The 20,923-nt window shown below is 36.0% G+C and carries 20 protein-coding genes; 10 read left to right on the top strand and 10 right to left on the bottom strand.

Annotation, left to right across the window (positions count from 1 at the left end; translation table 11 throughout):
- Positions 1-3: 3 nt before the first annotated feature.
- A complete protein-coding gene (gene ileS / locus I600_RS12230; protein WP_058104813.1) occupies positions 4-3,402 on the bottom strand; it encodes an isoleucine--tRNA ligase in 3,399 nt (1,132 codons plus the stop codon).
- A gap of 188 nt (positions 3,403-3,590) precedes the next feature.
- Here ileS and I600_RS12225 point away from each other — a divergent pair, with 188 nt between their 5' ends.
- Positions 3,591-3,995, top strand: a complete 405-nt coding sequence (locus tag I600_RS12225) for a hypothetical protein (protein WP_058104812.1) — start codon at positions 3,591-3,593, stop codon at positions 3,993-3,995.
- A 56-nt stretch (positions 3,996-4,051) separates the two neighbouring features.
- On the opposite strand, the gene I600_RS12220 is transcribed toward I600_RS12225, so the two are convergent.
- The 4 genes from I600_RS12220 to I600_RS12205 all read right to left on the bottom strand — a co-directional run bounded on the left by I600_RS12220 (position 4,052) and on the right by I600_RS12205 (position 9,961).
- Positions 4,052-6,463, bottom strand: a complete 2,412-nt coding sequence (locus tag I600_RS12220; RefSeq protein WP_058104811.1) for a TonB-dependent receptor — start codon at positions 6,461-6,463, stop codon at positions 4,052-4,054.
- Entirely contained in the window at positions 6,456-7,184 is a 729-nt protein-coding gene (gene recO / locus I600_RS12215) for a DNA repair protein RecO (RefSeq protein ID WP_058104810.1), read from the bottom strand. Before recO ends, I600_RS12220 begins: the two co-directional genes overlap by 8 nt.
- A 118-nt stretch (positions 7,185-7,302) precedes the next feature.
- Positions 7,303-8,646, bottom strand: coding sequence for an NADP-specific glutamate dehydrogenase (gene gdhA / locus I600_RS12210; protein ID WP_058104809.1), 1,344 nt, complete (start codon positions 8,644-8,646; stop codon positions 7,303-7,305).
- Positions 8,647-8,806: 160 nt separating this feature from the next.
- Complete coding sequence (locus tag I600_RS12205; RefSeq protein WP_058104808.1) at positions 8,807-9,961, bottom strand: cystathionine gamma-synthase; 1,155 nt, start codon at positions 9,959-9,961, stop codon at positions 8,807-8,809.
- Positions 9,962-10,045: 84 nt separating this feature from the next.
- Between I600_RS12205 and I600_RS12200 the strand changes: the two genes are divergently transcribed.
- Complete coding sequence (locus tag I600_RS12200; protein ID WP_167342564.1) at positions 10,046-10,783, top strand: DUF3298 and DUF4163 domain-containing protein; 738 nt, start codon at positions 10,046-10,048, stop codon at positions 10,781-10,783.
- 2 nt (positions 10,784-10,785) lie between these two features.
- Here the strand turns inward: I600_RS12200 and I600_RS12195 are convergent, their stop codons facing one another.
- Entirely contained in the window at positions 10,786-11,250 is a 465-nt protein-coding gene (locus I600_RS12195; protein ID WP_236973340.1) for a DinB family protein, read from the bottom strand.
- A 118-nt stretch (positions 11,251-11,368) separates the two neighbouring features.
- Here I600_RS12195 and I600_RS12190 point away from each other — a divergent pair, with 118 nt between their 5' ends.
- Together I600_RS12190 and I600_RS12185 are read left to right on the top strand one after the other, a co-directional pair.
- The gene (locus I600_RS12190; RefSeq protein WP_058104805.1) at positions 11,369-11,722 is read left to right on the top strand and encodes an arsenate reductase family protein; all 354 of its coding nucleotides are present in this window, start codon (positions 11,369-11,371) and stop codon (positions 11,720-11,722) included.
- Positions 11,719-12,624 (top strand): DMT family transporter, encoded by a 906-nt coding sequence (locus I600_RS12185; protein WP_058104804.1) that lies wholly within the window; start codon positions 11,719-11,721, stop codon positions 12,622-12,624. Before I600_RS12190 ends, I600_RS12185 begins: the two co-directional genes overlap by 4 nt.
- On the opposite strand, the gene I600_RS12180 is transcribed toward I600_RS12185, so the two are convergent.
- Positions 12,621-13,178 carry a GntR family transcriptional regulator gene (locus I600_RS12180; protein WP_167342563.1) on the bottom strand — a complete coding sequence of 186 codons (558 nt, stop codon included), beginning with the start codon at positions 13,176-13,178 and terminating at the stop codon, positions 12,621-12,623. The two genes, I600_RS12185 and I600_RS12180, sit on opposite strands and share 4 nt — an antisense overlap.
- Before the next feature lie 167 nt (positions 13,179-13,345).
- On the bottom strand, positions 13,346-13,819 hold the full coding sequence (locus I600_RS12175; protein WP_058104802.1) for an acyl-CoA thioesterase: 474 nt from the start codon (positions 13,817-13,819) through the stop codon (positions 13,346-13,348).
- A 122-nt stretch (positions 13,820-13,941) separates the two neighbouring features.
- Between I600_RS12175 and I600_RS12170 the strand changes: the two genes are divergently transcribed.
- From I600_RS12170 to trxA, 5 genes are all read left to right on the top strand, one after another.
- A complete protein-coding gene (locus I600_RS12170; protein WP_058104801.1) occupies positions 13,942-14,916 on the top strand; it encodes an NAD(P)H-dependent flavin oxidoreductase in 975 nt (324 codons plus the stop codon).
- A gap of 9 nt (positions 14,917-14,925) precedes the next feature.
- Positions 14,926-15,888 carry a YheT family hydrolase gene (locus I600_RS12165; RefSeq protein WP_058104800.1) on the top strand — a complete coding sequence of 321 codons (963 nt, stop codon included), beginning with the start codon at positions 14,926-14,928 and terminating at the stop codon, positions 15,886-15,888.
- A gap of 170 nt (positions 15,889-16,058) precedes the next feature.
- A complete protein-coding gene (locus I600_RS12160; protein WP_058104799.1) occupies positions 16,059-16,538 on the top strand; it encodes a c-type cytochrome in 480 nt (159 codons plus the stop codon).
- A gap of 138 nt (positions 16,539-16,676) precedes the next feature.
- Positions 16,677-17,366, top strand: a complete 690-nt coding sequence (locus tag I600_RS12155) for a DsbA family oxidoreductase (protein WP_058104798.1) — start codon at positions 16,677-16,679, stop codon at positions 17,364-17,366.
- A gap of 35 nt (positions 17,367-17,401) precedes the next feature.
- Positions 17,402-17,698, top strand: a complete 297-nt coding sequence (gene trxA, locus I600_RS12150; RefSeq protein ID WP_058104797.1) for a thioredoxin — start codon at positions 17,402-17,404, stop codon at positions 17,696-17,698.
- Here the strand turns inward: trxA and I600_RS12145 are convergent.
- Entirely contained in the window at positions 17,695-18,798 is a 1,104-nt protein-coding gene (locus I600_RS12145; protein ID WP_058104796.1) for a lactonase family protein, read from the bottom strand. The two genes, trxA and I600_RS12145, sit on opposite strands and share 4 nt — an antisense overlap.
- 160 nt (positions 18,799-18,958) lie before the next feature.
- Between I600_RS12145 and I600_RS12140 the strand changes: the two genes are divergently transcribed.
- Positions 18,959-19,210: a hypothetical protein gene (locus I600_RS12140; protein ID WP_157490894.1), complete on the top strand. Its 252-nt coding sequence runs from the start codon at positions 18,959-18,961 to the stop codon at positions 19,208-19,210.
- Between the two features lie 23 nt (positions 19,211-19,233).
- Here I600_RS12140 and I600_RS12135 read toward each other — a convergent pair whose 3' ends face one another.
- Positions 19,234-20,865: a SulP family inorganic anion transporter gene (locus tag I600_RS12135; protein WP_232231345.1), complete on the bottom strand. Its 1,632-nt coding sequence runs from the start codon at positions 20,863-20,865 to the stop codon at positions 19,234-19,236.
- Between the last annotated feature and the right edge of the window lie 58 nt (positions 20,866-20,923).

Genomic DNA, 20,923 nt, shown 5'->3' with positions numbered 1-20,923 from the left:
CTTTTAATGTTTTTCAATAAACAATTTAGTGTTCACCTCGTCAAAAGCAATTTCAACGCCTTTATCCAACTTTTCTTCAAAATTTAATTCGGCCGTCAAAGTTTCTGTTTTAATATACTCAATATTATCTTCTATAGCTACTTCAACAAAACCATCTTTCAATATTTTAACCGCAATTTTATCCGTTACTTCAAAACCTGAATCTTTTCTAATGTTCTGAATTCTATTTACAAGTTCTCTTGCGACACCTTCATTTCTTAATTTGTCATCAATAGTAACATCTAAAGCTACAGTTAATTTACCTGATGTTGCCACCATCCACCCTTCAATATCTTGAGAGGATATTTCTACATCTTGTAACTGTAAAGTAATACTTTTATTTTCTAATTGGATTGTTAATTCGCCATCTTGCTCAATTTTTTGGATATCATTCTGCTCAAAAGCATTGACAACTTGGGCAATTTGCTTCATTTCTTTACCAAATTTAGGACCTAAAGTCTTGAAATTAGGCTTAATACGTTTTACCAATATACCTGAAGCATCATCTAACAACTGAATTTCCTTAACGTTAACTTCAGATTTTATTAATTCTGAAACCGCCTCTATTTCTTCTCGATCTTTGGCATCAAGAACAGGAATCATGATTTTTTGTAATGGTTGGCGTACTTTAATTTTTTCTTTTTGACGAATTGATAATACCAGAGATGATATGATTTGTGCTTTATGCATTTTCACCTCTAAGCCTTCATCAATTACAGATTCATCCGCTACTGGAAAATCTGCCAAGTGCACACTTTCAAAACCTTTTTTAACCGTAGCTTTATTCAAATCTAAATATAGCCTATCCATAAAAAACGGAGATATAGGCGCAGAGAGCTTTGCCACCACATCTAAACAGGTATATAGTGTTTGATAGGCCGCAATTTTATCTGCAGCATATTCGCCTTTCCAAAAACGTCTTCTACATAAACGCACGTACCAGTTACTTAAATTCTCCTGTACAAACTCTGAGATAGCCCTTGCCGCACGTGTAGGCTCATACTCCTCATAAGCACTATCCACCACTTTAATCAGTGAATTAAGTTCAGATAGGATCCAACGATCGATCTCTGTACGTTGATCCAAAGGTATATCTTCTTCAGAGTATGTGAACTGGTCTAGATTTGCATATAGTGCAAAGAAAGAATATGTATTATATAAGGTACCAAAGAACTTACGTTTAACCTCTACAATACCTTCCTCGTCAAATTTTAGGTTATCCCATGGGTTTGCATTGCTTATCATGTACCATCTTGTAGCATCGGCTCCATGTTCGTTCATGGTATCGAACGGATCCACGGCATTACCTAATCTTTTCGACATTTTTTTGCCTTCCTTATCTAAAACCAAGCCATTGGACACTACATTCTTATATGCTACCGAATCAAAGACCATTGTTGCAATAGCATGCAAGGTGTAGAACCAACCACGTGTTTGATCAACACCTTCTGCAATAAAATCTGCTGGAAAAGTTTTTCCTTCGTCTATTAATTCTTTGTTTTCAAACGGATAATGCCATTGGGCATAAGGCATAGACCCACTATCAAACCAAACATCTATTAAATCACTTTCGCGTTTCATAGGCTTACCAGAAGCCGAAACCAAAGTTATTTGATCTACAATGTTCTTATGCAAATCTATTTTATCATAGTTCTCATCGGACATATCGTCTACAACGAAATCTGCATAAATATCCTTTTCTAAAACTCCTGCTTCCAGAGCTTTAGCCATTTCCGACTTCAATTCTGCTACAGAACCTATAATTATTTCTTCTTTGCCATCTTCGGTTCTCCAGATCGGTAATGGAATTCCCCAATACCTTGACCTTGAAAGATTCCAGTCGTTCGCATTCGCCAACCAATTACCAAATCTACCTTCACCAGTTGCTTTTGGTTTCCAGTTGACTGTCTGGTTCAATTGAAACATTTGATCCTTAACATCAGTAACCTTAATGAACCAAGAATCTAATGGGTAATACAAAATAGGCTTATCCGTACGCCAACAGTTTGGGTAACTGTGCACATACTTCTCAACTTTAAATGCCTTGTTTTCTTCTTTTAATTTAATAGCGATCTCAACATCAACAGATCGCTCTGGTGCGGTACCATCTTCATAATATTCGTTTTTAACATACTTACCGCCCAATTCTTTAAGCTCTGGCCTAAATTTTCCCTGTAAGTCTACTACAGGCACTAAATTACTGTTTTCATCCAATACCAACATTGGCGGAATTTCCGGCACTGCTTGTTTTGCCACAAATGCATCATCTGCACCAAAAGTTGGAGCTGTATGCACTATACCCGTACCATCTTCTGTTGTAACAAAATCACCAGCAATTATCCTAAATGCATTTTCTGCATTTTCATATGGCAACACATAATCTAACAGTTGCTCATACTTAATGTTCAATAAGTCTTTACCCTTAAATTCTTTTACGACATAAAAAGGAATTTTTTTATCACCAGACGCATATGACAACAAATCCGATTTCTCCGACACCTGATTGTATTTACCCGCGAATTGTTTCCCTACCAAATTCTTGGCAAGTATAACGTTCATAGGTTCAAACGTATATTGATTATACGTTTCTACTAACACATAATCAATTTTTGGCCCTACAGTTAACGCAGTGTTAGAGGGCAATGTCCAAGGTGTCGTCGTCCAAGCTAAAAAGTAGACAGTACCTTCGTTTTGTAAAAAATCCGGTAAGGTTTCTTCTACTGCTTTAAATTGTGCGGTAACCGTAGTATCCGTCACATCTTGATAGGTACCCGGCTGGTTTAGTTCATGCGAGCTTAATCCCGTACCAGCTTTTGGCGAGTACGGCTGAATGGTATATCCCTTGTATATTAATCCTTTTGAATAAATCTGCTTTAACAACCACCAGACCGTCTCCATGTACTTAGACTTGTAAGTAATGTAAGGGTCTTCCATATCCACCCAATACCCAACTTGCTCCGTCATTGAGTTCCAAACATCAGTGTATCTCATCACAGCCTTTTTACAGGCAGCGTTATACTCCTCAACAGATATTTTTACCCCAATATCTTCTTTTGTAATCCCAAGTTCTTTTTCTACACCCAACTCAATCGGTAGACCGTGGGTATCCCAACCCGCTTTTCGTTTTACTTGATAACCTTTCATGGTCTTATACCTTGGAAAGATATCTTTTATGGTACGAGCCATGACATGATGTATACCCGGCATTCCGTTAGCCGACGGAGGACCTTCATAGAATACATAACTATCTTTACCCTCACGAGTTGATATACTTTTTTCAAAAATGGCATGTTCTGACCAATAGTCAAGTATTTCTTCTGCTACCTTTGGTAAATTTAATCCTTTATATTCTGCGAACTTCATACAAAATGCTTCTAGTACTGGGTTTTAAAGGCTGCAAAATTATAAAATTTTGAGCAAAAAGGAGTGTATTGAACCTACTGAAATGCTTATAAACCACCGTTTAGAACATTTATTAACAAGTTGAACATCCAAAAGTTAAAATTACACGTATATTATTGCGAACAATTAACCATTAAACGTTTACACAAATGAAAAAAGTAATTTTAGGATTATTAGCAATTTTAGCACTTAGTATGTCTGTTTCTTGTAGAGATGCTGCGGATAAAGCCAAATCTGCAACTGAAGAAGCCGGAGCTGCATTAGAGAATGCAGGAGAAGAGTTAAAGGAAGCCGGTAAAGAATTGGAAGAAGCTGGTGAAGGCGCTATGGATGCTGCTAAAGAAGCAAGCGAGAATGCCATGGAAGCTGCCGAAGATGCTGCTGAATCAGTAAAAGAAGCAGGACAAGAAGGTATGGAAGCTGCTAAAAAAGCAGGACAAGACGGAGTTGATGCTGCAAAAAAAGCCGGTAACGATGTAAAAGATGCTGCCAACGAAGCTGCAGATAAAGCCGCTCAAAAAGCTGCAGAAGTTGAAAAGGCGGTTAAACACTAATCATATCCTTTTTATATAATTTTAAAAGACCCGTAAATTACGGGTCTTTTTTTATGTCAAAAATAATAGCCCAAGCCCAAAATAACATTAATACCCGGAGCTACAATACCAGACGAATATGTTCTATAACGCTGGTCCGTTAAATTTTCCACATTAGTGGTTATCTTAATAGTACGAGAAACATCGTATTGCGATCGAAAATTCAATGTGTACCACGATGGTGAAAACGGATTACCATTTTCATCAATTGCATAGATATAATCTTTTTCTTGTTCTGACATCGCAAGATCGTCATATGCCACTTCTCCATTATAATTTACGAATAGATCTGTACGGATTCTTTGGTTTTTCCATACAATATGAAAATCACCAAAAGTGGGTGCCGCATGTCTAGCCGCTGTTTCAGTACCATCATCTTCCTCTTCTACACCTTCGGTTAAAGTTAAATTAGACGATAATGACCATTGTTCTGACAAGTACGCTTCCAACCCAAATTCAAAACCATATACGTAAGCTTTTGCCGCATTTTGTATAGCCTGCACATTACTGAGCTCACCACCATACATTATCTCAGATACACCATTATAGCTAAAATCCCTTCTAACCAAAGCATCAACCAAATAGGTGTAGTAGGCAGCTCCTTTAAGAATGATCTTATCATTGATATTACGCTGAACACCTATTTCGGCATTATACGCATATTCTGGCTCTAAATCTGGATTTGGCACAACCACCGAACCTGGTTCAGAATCAAATATTTTACCGACATCGTCAATATTGGGAGCTCTAAAACCTGTTGATCCATTTAAGGTAACCTGAAGGTTTGCCCTTGGAAACCAGCTAAAACCCAAACTACCCGTTAACGCCCCTGTACTTAAGTCAGCTTTTTCAAAAGGAAAGTCATAAAACGTATCGTCAAAAACAGCATTAACCCAAACATGGCTATATCTTAAACCGGACATTAAGGTGAAATTCGGTTTTGCTTTATATTCACCATTTACATACCCGGCCAAACTTTGCCAAGAAGACCCATCTGGATATCTAGATGCGGCATTTGTTTTTTCATTGGTATTGACATTAAGATCAAAACCATTGGACCTTACTTTGTTATAAATATATTCACTACCATAATAAAGTTTAAAATCACCAATTTTTTTATTCTCGAAATCTACATTGAAATTATACGCATCTACTTGTTCTTTTGTAGTATTTCTTATTTCGTCTTGAAAATCCCTATTAATTCTACTTTCCTCAAAAAATTGATAGGCCATACCAAGTTTTAAACCATCATACACTTTTCCGTTTCCTTTTTTTAGCAGCTGGGCATTACCCATAAACCACTTTTGAGGACCATAATACCATTCGGCCGAACGCAAGCCTAGACCATCACTTGTTGGCCTAATCAACCGGTCATACCTAGAATAGTTGGATGTTTCACTATAATATGCACCCAAATTCAAATCCCATTTAGAATTAGGCTTGAATAAGAATTTCTGCATCATATTAATTTGATCATAGCCCGTAGTTACCTGTTTTTTAGGATTACGGTTTTCTACCAGCTCATCTACACCGTTTACCGTTTGTACATAGTTGTTTCGCAAATATGAATCAGGACCATGTGATCCCATTCTCAAATCTTGAAAATTGTTGTATGTCAAACTAGTGAACGATGCCCATTTTCTCATTCCTAAGTTGACATCTGCATGAACTGTATTTTCACTATTGGCCGATGAAAATCTATAATTTGCTTTTCCGCTAACCAATAGACTGTCGTTTTCAGACAACATTGGTTTGTTCGTGTAAAAATTCATTACCCCTCCAATGGCATCACTTCCATAAATTACAGAGCCCGGTCCAAAAATGACTTCGGTATTCTTTATGGTATAAGGATCTATGGATATTACATTTTGCACGTTTCCTCCTCTAAAAATAGCATTGTTCATTCTTACACCGTCTACCGACAACAGCAATCTATTTGTAGCAAAACCCCTGATCATAGGGCTACCGCCACCTAATTGGCTTTTTTGAACGAATACCTTACCGCTGTTTTGAAGTAAATCTGCGGAAGTTTGGGGCGTGGTAAATGTAATGGAACGTGCATCTAATGAAATAATTTTATTAGGAATATCTCTCTTTTGCTGCTCCCATTTAGAAACGGACATAACTACTTCATCTAATTCTTGGGCTTTCATAACCAAGTACACTTTATTCCCTTGTCGTTGAAGCTGTTGTTTTGTGGTATTGAACTCTTGATAACCAACATGCTTTAACGTAATACGTTCTTTATAACCGAATACCGAAGCATTGAACACCCCGTCAAAATCGGTCAAGGCAATTTTTGATTTATCTTTATTAAATACGGCTACATTGGAAATTTGCTCTTTACTGTCTCCATCTAAAACAGTTATTTTTTGTGCATTACCAAAACAACTAAACAACAAAAGTGCAATAATTAGATACTTAGACATACGTATTAAATACTTCATTTAAAACGGCAAGCGACTTCGGTTTTCTAAATCCCTGTAAATGTAATTCAAAGTAAAGTATTAAGGATTTTAGTAGTTCTTGTCGATTGGTTTTGTTCATTTTTATGGTATGAATTGCATCAAAATTTGTGCCTAAGAAGGATTTAAAAAAATAAATATTTTCACCTTTTAGATTGGGGTTCAATGATTCTTTTTCAGCAAATTCGCCTTCCAACAGATCAAAATAAGGCTTATCTATCTGATATACATCTGGGTAAAATCCCAAAAACCTTGTTAGTGACAACATAAAATACAGATGAAAATTTGCAACATTCCTATGCATATCCAACCACTGTAGAGATGCCTCTAAAAACTCAAATAATTCTTCGTTTCTTTCTTCTTCCCGTATGCTGTTCCCCAGCAATTCCGCTAAAAATAAAGTCATTGCATTTTTTGCCATATCTGCATATAAGCTTTGGTAATGATAAAAAACCTTAGCCTCTTTGAGCGTCTCTAAACTACCTTTGTTCTTGTGGTTGGCAACGATTTCCAGTTGGGTCAACGGCTGAAAATATGCTGTCTTTAATTTACCTTTTTTAGAAGATAGAACTCCTCTCAACAAATATGATTTAATTCCGTCCGATGCCGTAAAAGCTTTAACAATAAGGCTGGTGTCGCCATATTTTATCGCAGAAAATATTATAGCCTTGGTCGTTACCTGCATTTTAAAACATCTATTACACAAAGATAGTTGTTTGGTATTTGGCAAATGAAATGCATAAAAAAATGCGAGAACCTAGTTAGGTTCTCGCATTATAAAATTTATACTTTACGGTTGTAACCTAGATTACACCTTGAGCCAACATAGCATCGGCCACTTTTACGAAACCAGCAATATTGGCTCCTTTTACGTAGTTACAAAAACCATCTTCCTCTTTACCGAATTCAATACATGAATCATGAATATCTTCCATAATATCCTTTAAACGCTCATCTACCTCTTCACGAGTCCAGCTGATTCTTAATGAATTCTGAGACATTTCTAAACCAGATGTTGCTACACCACCAGCGTTTGATGCTTTACCAGGTGCAAACAAAATTTTTGCATTGTTGAATTCATGAACCGCATCTGCATTACAAGGCATATTAGCACCTTCTGCAACACATATACAACCATTCTTTAATAGGTTTTTTGCATCTTGCTGATCCAACTCGTTCTGAGTTGCACATGGCAAGGCAATATCACATTTTACGCTCCAAGGCGTTTCGCCGGCAAAAAATTCTGCAGAAGCATATTTATCTGCATATTCAGATATACGACCTCTTCTATTATTCTTTAGATCCATTACAAAAGCAAGCTTTTCGTCGTTAAGACCATCTTTATCATAGATATATCCGCTAGAATCTGAAAGGGTCACCACTTTTGCACCTAGAAGAATTGCTTTCTCCGCTGCATACTGAGCAACATTTCCTGAACCTGAAATTACCACAGTCTTACCATCAAAGCTTTCATTTTTGGTCTTCAACATACTTTGAGCAAAGTACACGGTACCATACCCTGTAGCTTCTGGTCTAATTTTAGAACCACCCCAAGAAAGACCTTTACCGGTTAAGACTCCAGTAAACTCATTCCGTATCTTTTTGTACATACCAAAAAGGAAACCAATTTCACGTGCACCCACGCCTATATCACCGGCAGGTACATCTGTATTTGGACCAATATGACGATTTAATTCTAACATGAAGGCATGGCAAAAACGCATTACTTCATCATCAGATTTTCCTTTAGGGTCAAAATCAGAACCACCTTTACCACCGCCCATTGGCAGGGTTGTAAGGCTATTTTTAAACACTTGCTCAAAAGCCAAGAATTTAAGGATACTAGCATTTACCGTTGGATGAAAACGTAAACCACCTTTATATGGTCCAATAGCAGAATTCATTTGAATTCTATATCCACGGTTTACATGTATCTCACCATCATCATCTACCCATGCAACCCTAAACGAAACCAAACGCTCTGGCTCAACCATTCTTAAAAGAATGTTCTTACCATTATAAATTTCATGCTTTGCAATATATGGTATTACTGTTTCTGCAACTTCTTGAACTGCTTGAATGAATTCTGGTTCGTGACCATTTCTGGCAATAACCTCATCCATAAATGCTTTAATTTTATTTTCCATAAAGCTATTTGAACTAATTTAAATTATTGATTTCAAAATATAACGGCAAAATTATGCTATTTGTGTAATTTGATTGCTTATTTTTTTAAAATTCGATAAAATTTGTTGTTTTAGCAACAAACTACCTCAACTTACTGCATTTAATTTAACATTTAGGCCATTATGCTATCGCTTGATCTAAATCTGCAATTAAATCATCAACATCTTCTATACCAACGCTTAATCTTATCAAAGCATCTACGATGCCACTCTTTAGTCGTTCTTCTTTCGGAATACTTGCATGGGTCATACTCGCAGGGTGACCAACCAAACTTTCAACACCACCTAACGATTCGGCCAATGTGAATACCCGTAACCTTTCCACGATCTTTATTGCCTCTTCATAACTACCGCCTTTAGGCACAAAAGAAATCATTCCCCCAAAATCATTCATTTGTTCTTTTGCAATCTTATGATTGGGATGATGTTCAAAACCTGGCCAATATACTTTCTCAATTTTTGCATTATTGTACAAGAACTCGGCAATTGCTTTTCCATTTTCACAATGACGCTGCATACGCACATGCAAAGTCTTAATTCCCCTTAACACCAAAAAACTATCCATTGGCCCGCAAACCGCTCCACTGGCATTTTGTATAAAGTACAATCTATCCGCTAATTCTTGGTCCTTAACCACCAACGCTCCTACAACCGTATCGCTATGTCCCCCCAAATATTTGGTTGCCGAATGCATTACGATATCTGCCCCCAGTTCTAACGGTTTTTGTAAATACGGGGTCGCAAAGGTATTGTCTACCGCCAACAGAATATCCTCATCAATGGTATAAGATGCTATAGCCTTAATATCGATAATATTCATCATTGGGTTTGTAGGCGTCTCTACCCAAATCAATTTTGTCTTCGAGTTGATTTTTTCTTGAACGGCATTTGCCCCCTGCATACCTATGAAATGGAAAACTATTCCGAAATTTTCAAATATCCGCTTAAAAATTCTATATGATCCTCCATAAAGGTCGTTTGTAGAAATTACTTCATCACCAGGTTGTAACAACTTTATAACTGCATCTATCGCTGCCAATCCGCTGCCAAATGCCATACCATGAGTACCCCCTTCAATACTTGCCAATGAATTTTCTAAAGCCGTTCTTGTTGGGTTTGCACTTCGTGAATACTCATACCCCTTATGCCCTCCAGGTGTAGTTTGCGCATAAGTTGAGGTTTGATATATTGGAGGCATTACCGCTCCATAACCTGCATCGGGTTTTTGACCACCATGTATGGTCTTGGTGTTAAATTTTAAGTCTTTGGAGGCCATAGTAAAGTATTTACCATACAAATGTATCGTTATCTTTTGGGGAATACAATGAAGGTGTATTTTTACATGAAATCTAAATTTTACATGAAATCTACGCTTTCGTTCCTGCTTTTTGGTCTGCTACTTATTGCTTGTAACAATAAAAACCATCTACCCTTTGAACCCTATACCGTTTCTTCCGATTCTTGCGAGAATTGCACTAAAGTCAAGATAGAAATACCACATGCGACAGCGAACACAAAACTTAGCAAAACTATTAATGCTGCTTTGGAAGGTGAAATTATAGCCCTATTGAATTTTGATGAGAAGAGCGATGCAACAAATTTAGTTGAAGCAAAAAATGCTTTTTTGAAAGATTATGAGGAGTTAAGCAACAAGTTTTTGGAAGAATCAATCCCATGGGAAGCAACAATTGAAGGTGCCATCTCTTTTGAGAACGACACGCTTATTACCATTAATCTTATTTCCTATATCTATACCGGTGGGGCACATGGCTATGGCACCAACAGATTTTTGAATTTCAACAAACTGGAAGGTGCGGAATTATATCAAGAAAATCTATTTCATGACTTAGATGAATTCACCCATTTTGCAGAATCGCTCTTTCGCAAACAAGAAAATATTCCTTTGGAAGGTTCCATAAACAGTACGGGATTCATGTTCGAAACTGAACAATTTTACCTGCCTACGAATATAGGATATACAGAAGACGGACTGTTGTTGTTTTACGAACCTTACGAGATAGCTTCTTTTGCCGACGGACCAATAACCTTGTTGATTCCATTTAGCAAGGCAAATCCCTATTTAAAATACCCCAAGTAACCCTAGGCCAAATGTTTTAACAACAATGATATTTGCCCTATATGTAGCCCTTCATGAAATAAATTAAAAGCTATGGCATCATCAACATTTTTCAGTGTCACCCTTGCACTCGTGGTATACTCTTTAAAAGTTTTAAATAGCTCCGTATTGTAATCTTCTATGAGCCATTCTGCCGTAGATATTAAGAAATCCGCAATCACCATCATCTCTTCATCAGAAGCTGTGCCATCGGGCACTGTACCTTTCATGAACTTATCCACTAAATTATCTGGCACGCGCATTTGAAGTCCACTGAACTTATAAATCAGAATCTGTTGAGTAATCACGGTATGCGCTATATTCCAATACACATTATTATTAAATCCTTTCGGAATTTTTAATAGTTTATCTTTTGATGTTTTTGTCAATATCGCATGTAAGTTTCTACGATTCTGCAACATTACCTGAAAAATATTCTCTGTCATCATTTCACATTTAATACCCAGTAAAAATAGCACAATTAATGTTATTTGGGTTTCTTTGCAGTACCAAAGCCTTTATTGAAAACAATATTAAATACTGCTTACCAGTAAGCCTAGCATTAAAATGAAAAAAATATATCACTTAAGCACTTGTTCTACGTGCCAACGCATTATTAAAGACCTACAACCCCTTGTTGATTTTGAACTGCAGGATATAAAAACCCAGCCTATAACTAATGACCAATTAGAGCAAATGCACAGCTTATCAAACAGCTACGAAGCATTATTTAGTAAAAGAGCGGTATTATACCGTGAGAGAAATTTAAAAGAACAAGAGCTCTCAGAAGATGACTTTAAAAGTCTAATTCTAGAACAATATACTTTTCTAAAAAGACCTGTGATCATTGTAGACGACCAAATTTTTATTGGTAACAGTAAAAAAGTGGTTGAAGCCGCTAAAAAGGCAATACATTCGTGAACAAGCGATTACTAGCTATACTTGCAGCCATTGGTGCCACTACTATATATGCATTGAACCATACGATTGCAAAGGGGGTAATGCCTCATTATGTACAACCTTTTGGTTTTATTATTTTAAGAGTTTTAGGTGCTGCCATTTTATTTTGGCTGATTTCTCCATTAGGACCAAAAGAACGTATTGATCCAAAAGATTATGTACGCATGCTCATCTGTGCACTATTGGGCATGGCAATGAATATGTTAGTATTTTTTAAAGGATTATCACTTTCAACTCCCATTAATAGTTCAGTACTCATTACCACTTCACCAATTATAGTACTGATTTTATCAGCCATCATTTTAAAGGAAAAAATATCTGCCAGAAAAGTTATTGGCATTGTAATAGGATTGCTAGGTGCCTTAGGGCTAATCTTATTTGCTACAGAAGTTAGACAAGATGCGCCTAATATTCCATTAGGCAATTTTTTGATTTTTCTGAACTCTATGTTTTATGGCTCTTATCTTGTATTGGTAAAAGTGCTTATTTGTAAATATCACCCATTTACCTTTATGAAGTGGCTCTTCTCATTAGGGGTACTAATATGTCTACCGTTCGGTTTTGAAGAATTTATGGATATATCGTGGAGCACACTGCCTTTTGAAGCATATTTTGGTATTGGCTTCGTTATTTTAGGAACTACCTTTTGTACGTATCTATTTAACATATTTGCCCTAACACAACTAAAGGCATCAACCTTAAGTGCCTTTGTATACGTACAACCTTTGGTGGGTATTGCTTATGCGGTACTTACTGGACAAGATACTATTACTACCGTAAAAATTGTTGCCGCATGTTTTGTACTGCTTGGAGTTTATCTATCCAGTAAAAAACCAAAAAAACAACAACTTCAAGAACATTAAAGGTGTGACCTCTTACTGTTTTCTAGATGAACGGCTATACTCCTTACCGCTTTTTCCTCATCTCGTTGATGCATGGCAGATACTATGTCCAAATGTTCTTGCATAATTGTTTTTAGAGGTCTATTTAACCCCACTAAATCCATAAAAGGTAAAATTTTTGCAGATTTAAACAATTCATACAATGTTCTATTTCCACAATTTCTGGCAATAAACTCATGAAAATATCTGTCAATTTTATAAAAGACATATGCATTTTGTGGTCCTTTTTCAAAGGGGACCAATAAATTTCTTAAATCGTCGATTTTTGATTGAGAAGCATTTTGAGTAAAAAGCTTAACGGTCATTGTTTCAATTGCCATTCGACAATCGAACATTTCCGCAATTTCCTGTTCAGACAATTCTCTTACAGTAAGACCATTATCTAAACTACCCACCAACAAACTTTCTTGTCGTAACTGCAACAATACTACCGGTATGGTATCGTCTTTAATATTTAATGTATGAGATAACCTATGCTCGGTTATTAATTGACCGGGAACCAATTTTTTGGTCACGATCAATTTTTTTACCCTCCCGTATGTTTCTTGAAATATTTCTTCTGGTAGGCTAACCATAAAGTAAATACATGATTATTGGTTCGTTAAAAACTACAGCTTTTTGGGGGGAACTCAACTGTAATTGTTTCGGTCAACTAAAAATAAGCTATTTAAGCTTGAAAATTCTATAAATTTTTAGGAATTTTCATGAACTTTCTAGAGTCTTCTTTTGTAAGCACTTTGAAATGCTCTCCTTTTTCTATTTCACTGAATTTATTTAATAATTCTTCTGTTAACCCAGTCAGTTTTCGGGTTTTCAAATCTATCCAAGCACCCATCATCTCACACCTTGCAATATTCTCTCCTTTATGGTTATAGAAGTTATGATGAAATTCAAAGAACTTACCATCTTCGCTTAAACCCATAATTTCTAATGAAACCTTTATAGGCTTACCAGGAAATGCCTCTTTAAAATAGTATACATGTTCATAAAAAACTACTGGTCCTATTTCATGAATTGCCATTGTCTTATGATCAAAGCCTTGTTCAATTAAAAAAGCCATACGGGTATGACTCATGAAATTAATATATGCCGAGTTTGCTAAATGCCTATTTGCATCTACATCACTCCATCTTATTTCAAAATCTTTAAAGTACATATTTATAATTTTTTGCTATGCATGCATAATACTTCATAAAAATAACATAGTTTTGAAACCTAAGAAACAAAGAACACCGTTTTTTATAGTTATTTTTAAATTACGTTCTAAAACACATCGATATGGCTGATAAACCTGGTTTTATAAAAGAATTGTCCCTTCCTGCTGTTGCAGCACCAATGTTTTTAATTTCTGGTCCACAACTGGTTATTGAATGTTGTAAAAATGGAATTGTTGGTACTTTTCCTGCCTTGAACCAAAGAACCAGTGAAGGGTTTGAAGAATGGTTAGTAGAAATTAAGTCTGCATTAAAAACCTATGAGGAAGAAACCGGAAAAAAAGCTGCTCCTTTTGGAGTTAACCTAATAGTACACCCAACAAACCCAAGATTAGAAGCTGACATTAAATTGTGCGTAAAACATAAAGTACCATTGATTATCACTTCTCTAGGTGCTGTTTCACAAGTTGTTGACGCCATTCATAGTTACGGCGGTTTAGTTTTTCATGATGTCATTAAAAAACGACATGCCCAGAAAGCTGCCGAAGCAGGTGTAGATGGGTTGATTCTTGTAGCTGCTGGTGCCGGTGGACATGCTGGTACGTTGAACCCAATGCCATTTGTTGCTGAAATAAAAAAATTCTTTAATAAAACCATTCTTCTTTCGGGCTGTATAAGTACTGGTAGAGACATAGCTTCTGCTTTACAAATGGGTGCGGACCTAGCCTATATGGGAACCCGTTTTATCAACACTACCGAAAGTAAAGCCACACCAGAATATCGTAAAATGATTATTGATGCCGGTGCAAGCGATGTAGTCTACACTGCATCTATTTCTGGTGTACATGCCAATTTTTTAGCAGCTAGTTTAAAAGCTGCAGGTATTACCGAAGAAGACCTTAAAAAAGATGTAAAGATTGATTTTGGCAAAGAGCTAGATACCGAGGCGAAAGCATGGAAAACCATTTGGTCCGCAGGTCAAGGTTCTGCCCTTATAGAGGATTCTTCATCTGTTGCAGAATTGGTTGGCAACCTTAAAACTGAATTTAAAGATGCTATTGAAGAGCAGATAAAGGTTCTAGAAACATACCCAAAGTAAAACCTGAAAATGCCCTTAGTACACTCTTCATATAACCCGCCATTATTTTTTAAAAATGGGCATATTTCAACTATTTATGCAGGGTTAATTAGAAAAGTTAATGATTTAGAGCAAATACGAATTCGTATTGATTTGCCCGATACAGATTTTTTAGATTTAGATTGGAGCTATGCTTCAACACCTTCAAAAAAACTGGTCATTATTATTCATGGATTGGAAGGAAGCTCAAAAAGGGCCTATATAAAAGGTAGCGCAAAGATATTGTCTAAAGCTGGTTATGATGTTTGCGCTATAAACCTAAGAGGGTGTAGCGGTGCAACCAATAAACTCTACCGCTCATATCATTCTGGCGCTACAGATGATTTACGATCGGTGATAACACATATTACTCAATTAGATGAATACCACAGCATTTATCTACATGGCTTTAGCCTAGGCGGTAACCTTCTTCTTAAATATTTGGGGGAAAAAAGAGATGTCCCTAACACCATAAAAGGTGCCGTTGCTATATCTGTACCCTGCCAATTGGCAGATTCCCTAGAGCAATTACTGCAGTTTAAAAATGCAATATACGCCAAAAGGTTTAAGGGAAACCTTATACAAAAACTGAAGCTAAAACAGCAATTGTTTCCTGATCATATTTCAAATACCGATATTGAAAATATAAAAACCCTTAAAGATTTTGATGATATCTACACCAGTAGAGCACATGGTTTTAAAGATGCCTTGGACTACTACACACAAAGTAGCAGCTTACAGTTTCTAAAATATATAAAAGTGCCTACCCTAATCATCAATGCCTTAAACGATTCTTTTCTTGGTAAAGATTGTTATCCCATAAATACTGCTAAAAACAACAAGAATATATTTCTAGAAATGCCCAAATATGGTGGGCATGTGGGTTTTTATGGAAAAAACAACTTTACATACTCAGAAAAACGCACTTTAGAATTCTTGGATAGCATCACCTAATATTTTACTTGTACTCACAATAAATATCATAAGTCCATAATAAATTGTTATCCTGTTACATTTATTGATTAAAAACAAGCATACAACTACTCTAAAAAGGTACTGAGACACGTAAAAATTCATATATTAGTCGCTCAATTTACAGACAACACTTAAAATTTAGTAAACGTATGCGCAAATTATTCACTTTATTAGTTCTTGGCTCCATGATAATGAGTTGTGGTGAAAAGAAGGAAGAGAAAAAAGAAGGTTTTGAAATGAACAGGACCAAAAAAGAAACTAAAAAAGAAACAGCAACTGAAGGTGTGCCTGTTGATTTAGATAATAAAGGTGTTGGTCCTATAACCAGTGTTACTTTTGACGATGCTGTTAATGAAGATATGGCTGCTGCCGGTAAAGAAAAATTTCAAGCTATCTGTACTGCATGTCATATGGCAGAACAACGTATGATCGGACCTGCGTTAAAAGGGGTTTACGAGCGTAGAAGTCCTGAGTGGGTTATGAACATGATCATCAATCCAGATAAAATGTTAAAAGAAGACCCTATTGCCAAAGCATTATTGAAAGAATACAATAATGCCATAATGCTAAATCAGAATTTAAACGAAGAAGAGGCTCGTAATATAGCAGAATACTTACGTACGTTATAAAAAACGCCAACCTTAATATATCTAAAGCCCTTTCATAATTTTGAAAGGGCTTTATTTTTTAAAATACATTAGAACATAATACATGTAGGTTTTACCATCTATTTACGACCAATTAGATGTAGTAAAATAGAAAGACATATGAAAAACGATAAAATAAAAATAGATATAGTTTCTGATGTAGCCTGCCCTTGGTGTTATGTAGGAAAGAAGCGATTAGAAAGTGCAATTAAACAATGGGATGGTACCGAAATTGAAGTAGAATGGCATCCTTTTCAGTTAGACCCCAGTATACCAAAAGAAGGTCTGGATAGAGATACCTATCTCACCAATAAATTTGGAAGTTTAGACGGACCCATGGAAATGACCAAACGCTTAGAAGAAAGTGGTAAAGCAGAAGGTATTAATTTTAACTTTGGAAAAGAGTGGTTAGCAGTTAACACCTTGCCATTACATCAGCTTTTACATGTAGCAGGAGAAGAAGGGTTTAAAGATGCTTTGAAAGAACGGTTCATGAGAGCTTATTTTGACGAGAACCTTCATTTGAACGATGTTGACGTTCTGAGCAATATTATGGCAGAATATGATTGGACTGCAGAAAAAACAAATCGTATTATAAATGATGACTCTATTGCTTATGCGGTAAAACAAGAAATAGCTCACTACCAACAACGTGGTGTAAACAGTGTTCCTTTTTTTATTATCAACGATAAATATGGCATTAGTGGAGCTCAACCCCCAGAAGCATTTTTAGAAGCCTTTAAACAAATTGCTCCTCTAAAAATCATAGCTAACGGTGATAGTTGCGACCCTAATACCGGAATTTGCTAATTTAAAACAGTATTTAATTATTAAAACTTAAAGATATGAAAGCATCATTTTCTGATATCATTGGTGGGGAAATTCCAGTATTAGTAGACTTTTTTGCAGACTGGTGCGGACCATGCAAAACTCTTGCCCCTATTCTTAAAGATGTGAAAGAAGATTTGGGTGACGATATTAAGGTAGTAAAGATCGATGTAGATAAAAATCAGACCTTAGCATCTAAATATCAAGTGAGAGGTGTGCCAACCATGATCCTATTTAAAAACGGCAAACAGGTATGGAGACAATCTGGAGTTATACCAAAGAATGATTTATTGCAAATAATAAATTCTAATTAATAGAATTTTAAACATACGGGACTGGGCAAATCAACCTGGCTTACAAAAGTTAGGGTTCCATTTTTTTCATCTCTACTAAAAACAACAATATTGTTGCTTCGTTGATTTGCCACCAGTACAAATTTACCAGAAGGATCTAAAACAAAATTTCTAGGCCAATCTCCTTTTACAGGTTCCCTACCTACTAACTTTAGTTTACCCGTAGTTTCATTTACTTGAAATATAACTACGGTGTTCTCACCTCTGTTTGTACCATACAGAAATTTACCATCGGGTGATAAATGAATATCCGCACAATAACTTCCCCCTTTAAAAGTAGCATCAACAGTATTATATTTGTCCAATTCAACGAATTGCCCTGAAACATCTTTAAAAACAGTTATCGTTGAATTCAACTCATTGATGACATAAAGAAAATTTCCATTTTTGGACGTTACAAAATGCCTTGGACCAGCACCTTCAGCAACGACTAATTCTTCTTGCTCATTAGAATCAAACTTTTCTTCTGTTTCGCTATATATCCTAATCTTATCAAGACCCAAATCAGTTACGACCAACTTATCATTTAAGAACATTGCCATGTGAGCATGTGCCGTTTTGGTCGAATCTAAAATTTTATGATCTATTATTTGAGGATCGTTCCTTAAATCACCATTTTCCAATGTATTATATACCGCCACATTGCCTCCTGTGTAATTTGCAACGGCAACTAACCTTCCAGTTACATCTACACCAACATAACACGGGTTGGCACCATAAGTAGATTGCTCGCTAACCTTAATTAGTGTAGTATCTTTTACACTAAAGGTGGTAATTGAACCTTCATCTTTTTTATAATCGTCTACCTCGCTAACTGCGTATAAGGAATTTCTATCTGGTGAAAACGCTATATAAGAAGGATTCTTAATTTTCGCTGTTAATGATTTGTTCGTCAATTCACCTGTATCAGTATTTAAATTGAATGTATAAATACCTTCACTTCCATTATCTGTATATGTTCCCACAAAAAGAACTTCTTCATTTTCTGATTCTTCCATCTTACAACTGTTTACCACAATCAAACCTAATACGCCCAACAAAAATCCGATACTATATTTCATAAACTTTAATTAAATGGCCAAAAGGCAAGATACTGTATAAATTTTGCCAAAAATATAAAAGAATTGTAAAATCATTAAGAATTATTCAGCTATATGTAACAAAAATCGAATTTTATCAACATATAAGAAAGAGAAGACAATGGGGTACAGCGGACAACCTATGAAGGTAATAAAAGCAAATAGAGCATTACTTAAAAAAAGTAGAAGCTTTAGAGAATTGCGTAAAGATTATGTAAACCATGCCCAAGCAACAAAATTACATTTTAAAGAACTCACCGATGTTGAGCGTAAAAATGTACGAGATAAAATTAGAGCGCAAGCAAAAAAAGATAGCATACAAGAAATAGGAATCTACCTCATTTCTTTTGCTATCGTTTTGGGTACTTTTTATGCCATATTCTATTATGGGTAGACCAGTAACTTAAATCACGATTACTACAAACCCCATAATTTAAAAGGGTTTTGGGTTTCCGGATCCTTATCCTTTTTCTTAGCCAGAGGTTTATCAACCATTACTTTATACGTAGGATCTTCCATTACATTTACGTCTATAATATCATCTGCATTTGCTAATAAGCGAATACAGTCCTTACTCAAATGGCGCAATAAAACTTTCTTACCTACTTGGGCGTAACGTTCTGTAATTTTGTTCAATGCCTCTATACCACTCATATCAGAAACACGGCTTTCCTTAAAATCTATAATAATATGGTCTGGATCACCTTGAACATCAAATTTTTCATTGAAAAGGGTTGTAGAGCCAAAGAATAACGGACCATAAATTTCATAATGTTTTACTCCGTTTTCATCTATGTGTTTTCTAGCTCTAATTCTTTTGGCACTTTCCCAAGCGAATACCAGTGCAGAAATAATAACACCGATTAATACCGCTAATGCTAAATTGTGCAAAAACACCGTAATCAAAGTAACCAATATCATTACAAAAATATCTGATTTAGGCATTCTTCTCAATGCTTTGAAACTTGCCCATTCAAACGTTCCCACTGAAACCATGACCATAACCCCAACCAATGCAGCTATTGGCACAAGTTCTATTACCGGCGCGCCAAAAAGTATGATCAACAATATGGTCAACGAAGCAATTATACCAGACAACCTTGCCCTAGAACCTGCAGATAGGTTAACCAATGTTTGCGCTATCATTGGACAACCACCCATTCCACCAAAGAAACCGTTTAATATATTGGCACCACCTTGCGCAACACATTCTCTGTTACTATTACCTTTTGTACCGGTAATTTCATCTACCAAGTTTAAAGTTAGCAGCCCTTCGGTTAAACCAACTGCCGCCATTATTAATCCATAAGGCAAAATAATTTTGAAGTCCTCAAACGTAAATGGAATTTGCGGTATGTGAAAAGTAGGTAATGTTCCACTTAGCGACTTTAGTTCCTCTCCTGGTAATGTATCTTGATTAATGATATCAACTACCTGCTTGGTATCAATATTGAAAAAATATACTATTAAAAACACAACAATAATTCCAATTAAAGATGCCGGTACCGCCTTTGTAAGCTTTGGAACAAAAACAATTATTGCAATTGTAAATAACACCAAACCTAACATGGTATACATTGCAGGTCCCGTAAGCCAAACCGCAGCATCACCCACACCTACTTTAAATTGATCCATCTGGGCCATAAAAATAATGATGGCCAAACCATTAACAAACCCGAACATTACAGGCTGTGGCACTAGACGAATAAATTTACCGAGCTTTAAAAAGCCAATTATCATTTGAATAACACCTGCCAAAGCAACCGCCCCAAAAACATATTCTAGTCCGTGGGAATTCATTAAGGCCATAAGTACTACCACAGTTGCACCCGCGCCACCAGAAATTAGTCCGGGTCTTCCTCCAAAAATAGATGTGACCAAGCCCATAATAAATGCGCCGTACAAACCTACCAAGGGTGAAAATCCTGCAAGAATTGCAAACATCAATGACTCAGGAATCATTGTCATTGCAACCGTTAATCCTGCTAAGATTTCATTTTTATAGTCTACCTTCTGTTTAAAATCGAATATATTAAGGTACTTCTGCATGCTCTATCATTTAAAGGGCGCAAAAATAAGCCATATTTACCGGCCTCACCACTAACAA

Origin of the sequence: Maribacter dokdonensis DSW-8, from assembly GCF_001447995.1 — a bacterium.
Taxonomy (GTDB): Bacteria; Bacteroidota; Bacteroidia; order Flavobacteriales; family Flavobacteriaceae; genus Maribacter; species Maribacter dokdonensis.
This window is presented reverse-complemented; position numbering and strand designations above follow the sequence as displayed.